This window comes from Sphingobacteriia bacterium, from assembly GCA_017304685.1.
In the GTDB taxonomy this organism is placed as follows: domain Bacteria; phylum Pseudomonadota; class Alphaproteobacteria; order Rickettsiales; family 33-17; genus JAFKLR01.
The window spans coordinates 685,093-692,296 of the sequence record JAFKLR010000004.1; the positions used below are offsets into that span (position 1 = coordinate 685,093).

The following is a 7,204-nucleotide window of genomic DNA, read 5'->3' on the forward strand; positions in this document are numbered from 1 at the left end:
ATGCATTTATATTTTTGTAAAAATTAGGTTATGATATGTCAAAGGAAAAGCATTCAGCAAATAAAAAAGAAATAAAAGAACTTATTGAATTTGTTGCTTATCTAGAACTTATAGAATGTATGGAGCAGAATCGAGATAAAAATCATAAAGAATTACTAAAGGATTTTTATAATAAAATAGAAATTGATAAAAATTCAATAGTAAGAATATATAATGAGTTCGTTAAATATTATAACAATGAGCCCCAGTCTGAAGGTTACAAATTAAATACTGTTAATGATATATCTAAATGTTCAAAATGGCACTTAACAGAATATGGTTTTGATTTTGCTTGTAGTAAAATTAAACAGTTAGATAGTGAAGGTAATTTTGAGCCTTTTTTAAATTCAATAAAAGCTTTCAAAAATCCTAAGCACCTTGAAAATCTTGATGCAATAATATTTGGTAATGTGTACCCAATTAAAGAAAAATTAGAACAAGAAGATATTGATGAATTAAAAGGAAGATTAAAAGAAATATTTAAGCGTGATGACCAGTTTGTTGATCAATTAATTGAACCAATATTAGAATATAGAGCAGCAACAGTAGGTTGTTTAAATAAGCGTAAAGGAAAACTAGGGCATAAGATGACGCCTGAAGAAAGAAAATATTATATATTAGGAATTGTATGTATAATAGTTTCAATTGTGCTTTTAATAATTGCTCCTGTAATTATGTTTACTCCTGTTTATAATATAGGAGTAGCATTAAAAGCGGGTTTATTAATTCCAGGTTCAGCTCTTGATATAATGTTAGCAGCTAGCCTAAAAAAAGGAGCGATAATAGGTGTTGCATGTGTACTTTCAGGGATATCTACTATTGTAATAGGACCTGAACATTACTTTATTAAAGTTAGAGAAATTAACGAAGGAAGTGTAAATGCTTTTATAAATCCTAAAAATTTGGCTAGATATATTAGCGCTTTAATAGAAAGTAATAATTTAAATTTATCAGAATCGCAATTACAGAATTTTATTAGAAAAACGAAGGGTATAAATTCATTAAAAGAATTTTATGAAGTTCATTTCAAAAATAGTGAAATCAATATGGAATTCATAAAAAATAACCAGGAAATATATAAATCTGTAATTGTAGCGTTAAAAACAATTGTTGATAGTTCTAAAGATGCCAAAGATTTTAATAATAAATCACAATTATATATTGAAGTTATCAAAGACTATCAAAAAATAGTAGAGGAAATTAATAAAAGTTTAGAAGAGCCTTTCAAGTTAAGGGGTGATGGCGAAGGGCCGTTTAGCAAAGAACAAATTGCCTATTTAATATCCAATAATAAATTAGAAGAAACATTAAAAGAGATTATAGTTGACGCATACACTTATAATAAGTTTATGAAAGTGAGTGATCAATTTCCAAATCCTTTAATAGATAAGTTTAAAGAACTAGTTTCTAAAGAAAGCTATTCTGAGAATGAAATTAAGCAATTTGCTAAGGAATGTGAACAATATGTGTCTAGTAATATGAATATTGATGATATCTCAAATTTAATAATAGAAGCTAGGGAAAGAATCGGTAATTGTAATAATATTATTGCTGAAGCTAAACAAAGAGCGAATGCTAGAGATAGAAATAACTTAATATCAGATTATGCATTCAAAGAGCTTAGTAAAGACCTTGTAGCATTATCTAAATCACAAGAAGTAAATAATCAAAAATAATATTAATCTTAAATAAAAGTTTGGGAGTATCAAACTATACATGTAAGGTCTTAATATATTTTTTTATTATTCGAAATCATTATAAGCATTTGATTGTTATATAAAAATTAATTTTAAGCCTAATTTCTTGTAAATTTCTATAAAAATAGCTTTAAAATTATGTTAAAATATTAATACAACAGAAAAATATTAGGTATTATAATGGTTACAGTAAAACTTACTGATAAAGAAAAAAAGATAAAAAAGCTTATCGAATTTATTGCTTTTGCAGGTTATAAAAATGCTATGAATAGTGCGAAGTATGCTGATTCACAAACAAAAAAGCAATTAAATGAGTTTTATAATAAAATTGAATATGATGATAAATCTATAGTAGACACATATAATGAATATGTCGAATATATTAATAGTAATCCAAATAATTGGTTTAAATTAAGTAAAGCAGAAAATTTGAATTCAATCTCTGAAATATCTAATGAACAAATAAATTACGCTTGTAAAAAAATAAAAGAATTAGATTCGGAAGGTAAATTTGCACCTTTTTTAAACTCGATAACTGCTGTTAAAGATTATTATTTTCTTGAAAACCTTGATACTTTATTGTTTGGGCATAAATATCCAATAAAAAAAGAATTGAATGAGCAAGAAATCCAACAATTAAAAAAGAGTTTAATGTATAAATTTAATCGTGATGAGCAATTTGTGAATCAATTGATTGATCCATTACTTGAATATAGAGCCGCTACAATTGACTATTTAAATAAGCATCAAAAAAGACTTGGTCGTAATATGACCCCTAAAGAAAAAAAATATTTAGGATGGGGAATTACTTTAATAATTTTATCAGTAGCACTTGGTTTAGTAGGTGCAATTTCCATACCTTTTGCTTTTATTTCTTCACCTCTAATATTTGGAATATTATCGGCAGTAGGATTATTAGGAGTCATACCTACTGCAATCGGTGCTAATATTCTTATGAGTAAAAAAAACGAAATTGAATATGATAATGTAAGAAACTTTATTGATCCAAAAGGGTTAGCGAGTTATGTTACCGGATTAATTGAGAAAGCAAATTTAAAACTATCAGAACCTCAATTACAAAAATTTATAAAAAGAACGAAAGATATAGAATTATTAAAAGAATTTTATCAGTTAGAATTAAAAAATAGTAAAATTGATCCTGAATTTGTGAAAAATAACCCGGAGGCTTTTGGCTCTACACTAGCATCATTAAAAGTTATAGTAGATGGCTCTAAAGATTCTAGCGATTTTAATAGTAAAATAAATTTTTATATTGAAATTAAAAAAGATTACGAAAAAATTGTTAATGAAATTAATAAAGGCCTTGGAGTTTATAATGGTAGGCAATATGAGCTTCAACATTTCTTTAATAATGAAGAGAATTTAAATTTTATTGCTGATAGAAAATTTTCAGCGACATTGAAGGAAAAAATAATTGATACTTATACTCACGATTTGTTTGTAAAAGTTAATCGTGCATGGCCAGATGAAGTTATAGATAAATTTAAAGAATTAGCATCTAAAGAAAATTGCTTTGAAAGTGAAATAAAAGAATTTGCGAAAGAATGTAAAAAATATATACCAAAAACTGATGGGCTTCCTACAATGTTTCCTGAACAAGATATTCCACGCATGATAAAAGAGGTTAGAGAAAGGATTGCTAACTGCAACAAAATTATTACTGAAGCTAAAAAAAGAGCAGATATTGTTACAGAAAAAAGCTCAATATCTACTCATACCTTTAAAACCCTCAAAGACGATTTAGTGAATTTATTTAAACCTCAGGAATTAGGTAATCAAAAGTAAATTTAATAAACTCAGCCACTAGCTTTTATATAATTAAATTATATATTATTCGCTTTTAATTTTTTTGCCTTTTAAAGTTAAAATAATATTCTTTTCTAAATCATTTTTTGAAACTGAACTGCTACGAGTAAGTGGATATATTGATTGTGTAGAACGTTCAATTAAAAATAAAGCCGGGACTGTTTTTACATTTAGTTGATTATATAATTCCACATTTGATTCAGCGTTTTTAAAATAACTATTTGTTCTTTCATTTGATGAAATAGTTACAATATTAAAACCATGTTTAGCTGCAACCTTTTCAACGGTTGGATAAAATTTTACACAAAATTTGCAGTTATTCATTGTAAAATATAGAAAATCATGATCTTTACTTAAAAGACTTATAAATTCTTTTGCTTTATTATTAACTTCTTTAGTGTTCAAATCTACTCCGTTATTAATTATATATTTTTCATATAAAAAGTAATTTTGCATATTTTGAACTGTAGGGTCAGCATAAACATTTTTTAATTTTTTATTCAATTCATTTTGAGCATAGCTATTTTTTTCTAAAAGATCAGTAGGCAAAGATTCATAATTTTCTAACATACCAATTTTTTGTTGGTTAGTTTGCTCTACCCATACCCAACCTTGAGAGTTTTTTTTAAAATAACCAGTAATTTCATTATGGTTAGTTAAAGATTGGCAACTAACTAAAGATAATACTACTAAGATAGTTACTAAAGTAATTAAGGTTTTCATTTTATATCCTTTTTATATATTAATTAATATTAAGATTAATAATTAGTTTATCATTACCAAAGACCCATTTAAAAACCCCAATCATGATTTGTATGACATTTATCACTAAAACTATCGTGACAAGTTGATGAAGAATGTGAAGAGTGAGAGGAATGGGAGGAGTGATGTTCGTGGTGAAATGAACCTGCGAAAGATTTATCGTAAGAGCAATGAATACTTGAGGAAGACTTGGTACATTCTTTTGAAGCGCTATTATTTGAACTTGCAGAGGAATGATGTTGATGACCACCTAAATTAGAAATAGATGCAGCTTTACTAAAGTCAAAATTTTTAGGCATAGCGCATACAACGGAAGGCTGGGATGAAGTACAGATGTTATTACTTCCTACACTAGATGAAAGCTTATCATAGCTTGATAAACTAATTGAAGGAGTATTAAATGCATGTTTTACATAATCAGGATAGTAAGGGGAAGTAGGATCCGAAATAATTTTATAAGCAAAGTTGGAGTTATTACTTACATTTTTGTCATGCGATAAATTACCTAATAAATAACTACCATCAATTAATTTTGGTACAGGGCAGATACCTTTTTTATAAAAATTATATGGGACAGGGGTTTTATCAACTAATGTAATATTCTTAGAGTAAATATATTCTAAGTCTTCAGAGGAAAATGTTTTAATTTGATTATAGGCAAAAAATTTAGAAAAGCCACCAATTGATTCAATTTTCCCTCTTATCAATCTGTCATATACGTTTTTGCCGTTAATAACTGCGTCAAGTCCTACACTGGTTACAACACCTGCTACTATACCATATGGGGTTGCATTTGTAATTTTAAATAATTTTGGAGCATAATGTTTTACAGCAGTGCCTATTGCCGTAGAAACAGATGCATTAAAAGCAACTTGTGTAACAGTATGCCCTATACTTTCGGCATTAGCATGACCATATAGATCTTTTTCATCTAAATAATATGAGTAACTGCCTAATGAATAAGATACAACTCCAAGTCCTTTTAAACCTTTTATTGTAGGAGCTTCCTTTAAAGCTTCAAAACTCATATCTAATATACCATGCATGATTGAATCATTCGGTACGTTTATTGATAAACCTTGTTCCTTTGCCTGCTCTTTAAACATTTCATTAGTAAATTTTTCTTCTAAGGGACAAATAAAAATAGGGTTAATAATGGGTTCTGCATGTTGAGGGTTTTTATATTTTTTCATTTAAATCTACTTTATTAAGTTAATAGATGTTGGGTAGGGGTTAAAGGATTGTACACAATATACCATTCTTTTTTGCCTGTCATATATTGAGATACAAGCGAATGTGGTAAGTAAGTTAAATGATTATATATTATTTCTTTTGCCATAAATTCATATTGAACTTTTACAGCAATGTCTCTTTGAGTATCAGTTGAGATTGATAATATATTTGCTAAAGTTATTTCCCCTTTTCTGTATAGATTTATTAAATAAAAAAGATGATTTAATAGTTTAATAAAAAAATATATAGCAAAAGGTAAAACTAGAATTAATAAAATCAGGTTTTTCTTTTCTAGAAAACTTGAATTTCCAATGGATGTAGAGTCAACAAATAATATTGCGAATAAATTAAAAATACTAAAGATATATATAGTTAATAATATTAAATGATTAATTAGATAACATAATATTTTAGTCTTACTGTTCGCAAAAGTACTCAATTCAATTAATCGTATAAAGATGGCGGGATAACATAGAAAACTTATATATAGAAAGAAATTATGAATATAATTAATATGCGTGAGTTCTAAGTAAAAGTTTATAACAGATAAGTTAAAAATAAGGACTGCGCTTAATATTAAAAATAATTTAAATTTGACTATTACTTTATCTAATTTGTTCAATCTAATCTTTTCATATTGATTTTTCAATTCTTCGCTAATTTGCATTTTAGTCTCAAGGTAATCAATTGTAAGTTGTATTTTATATAAATAATCATGTTAAAACATTAAATCAATAGAATTATTTATAAGTTATTAAAATGATTTTTGATACTAAAGAAATATTAGAATTGTATGGAAGAAAAGAGAAGGGTAAGGGTAATATTTAATAAGAATATTACCCAGTTATATTTAATTAATGACCGTGTTCATTTCCACTTTTTTTACCTACCTCATTTGTCGATCTAAATGTCGGGCACGGTTTAGGAGCTAAATTACCTAAGCTAGAAGTAGGTACTTCTTTATTTCGGTGAGCTTCCATATGTGCAGGTTTTGGCGGTGTAGTAGAAGTGCGAGCCTTAGCAGGAGGAGTAGGAGGTAAAGGTTTAGCTGTGCTTTGACCCATATTCTGAGTAGCTTGCTTTATTGAATGTTCAGCTAAAGCGTTTATGATTTCTTCATTATTAAGAGCACGAGCATAATTAGCAGGTTTAAGTCCTGTAGCATCTTCCAGATCAATTTTAGCACCTTTATTAAGTAGCTCTTTAACAGCATCAATATTTTGACTCATTACAGCGTAGAAAATAGGAGTTCTGCCTAAATGATCTTTTACATTTACAACATCAGTATGATTATTATTAGAAATGCTATTAATATTAATTGCTGGCGAATTCAACTGGGGAGCGTAAGCTGAAACCTGATTTACAGGTTGGGGTTGTGGTGCATAATGTTGTTGTACAGGTTGTTGAACAATCTGCTGTGGTTTACCTTTATTTATTTCCTCTTGAGGAGTGATTCCATTATTATCTTTTATAGTTGGATCGCCACCATAATCAACGAATAATGATGCTATATCAGCATGTGGTCTGCTTTTATCAGTTCCAACTTTTTTACAAGCAAAATGAAGAGGTGTGCGGCCTGTACTTTTCTGAGCATTAGGATTTGCGCCCTTATTAAGCATTGTTTTAATTAATTGTTCGTCAGGATT

At 27.7% G+C, this 7,204-nt stretch carries 6 protein-coding genes; 2 read left to right on the top strand and 4 right to left on the bottom strand.

The genetic code is table 11. The features are described 5' to 3' along the window. Positions 1 to 35 precede the first annotated feature (35 nt). Both J0H68_08750 and J0H68_08755 read left to right on the top strand, forming a co-directional pair. The gene (locus tag J0H68_08750; GenBank protein MBN8828781.1) at positions 36 to 1,715 is read left to right on the top strand and encodes a hypothetical protein; all 1,680 of its coding nucleotides are present in this window, start codon (positions 36 to 38) and stop codon (positions 1,713 to 1,715) included. Between the two features lie 201 nt (positions 1,716 to 1,916). Further along, the gene (locus tag J0H68_08755; protein ID MBN8828782.1) at positions 1,917 to 3,542 is read left to right on the top strand and encodes a hypothetical protein; all 1,626 of its coding nucleotides are present in this window, start codon (positions 1,917 to 1,919) and stop codon (positions 3,540 to 3,542) included. Between the two features lie 45 nt (positions 3,543 to 3,587). Here J0H68_08755 and traF read toward each other — a convergent pair whose 3' ends face one another. From traF to J0H68_08775, 4 genes are all read right to left on the bottom strand, one after another. Next, positions 3,588 to 4,286, bottom strand: a complete 699-nt coding sequence (gene traF, locus J0H68_08760) for a conjugal transfer protein TraF (protein MBN8828783.1) — start codon at positions 4,284 to 4,286, stop codon at positions 3,588 to 3,590. A 68-nt stretch (positions 4,287 to 4,354) separates the two neighbouring features. Continuing rightward, positions 4,355 to 5,518, bottom strand: coding sequence for a hypothetical protein (locus J0H68_08765; protein MBN8828784.1), 1,164 nt, complete (start codon positions 5,516 to 5,518; stop codon positions 4,355 to 4,357). A gap of 14 nt (positions 5,519 to 5,532) precedes the next feature. Then, entirely contained in the window at positions 5,533 to 6,225 is a 693-nt protein-coding gene (locus J0H68_08770) for a hypothetical protein (protein MBN8828785.1), read from the bottom strand. A gap of 187 nt (positions 6,226 to 6,412) precedes the next feature. Beyond that, the coding region (locus J0H68_08775; protein MBN8828786.1) for an ankyrin repeat domain-containing protein at positions 6,413 to 7,204 on the bottom strand (792 nt) is incomplete at its 5' end.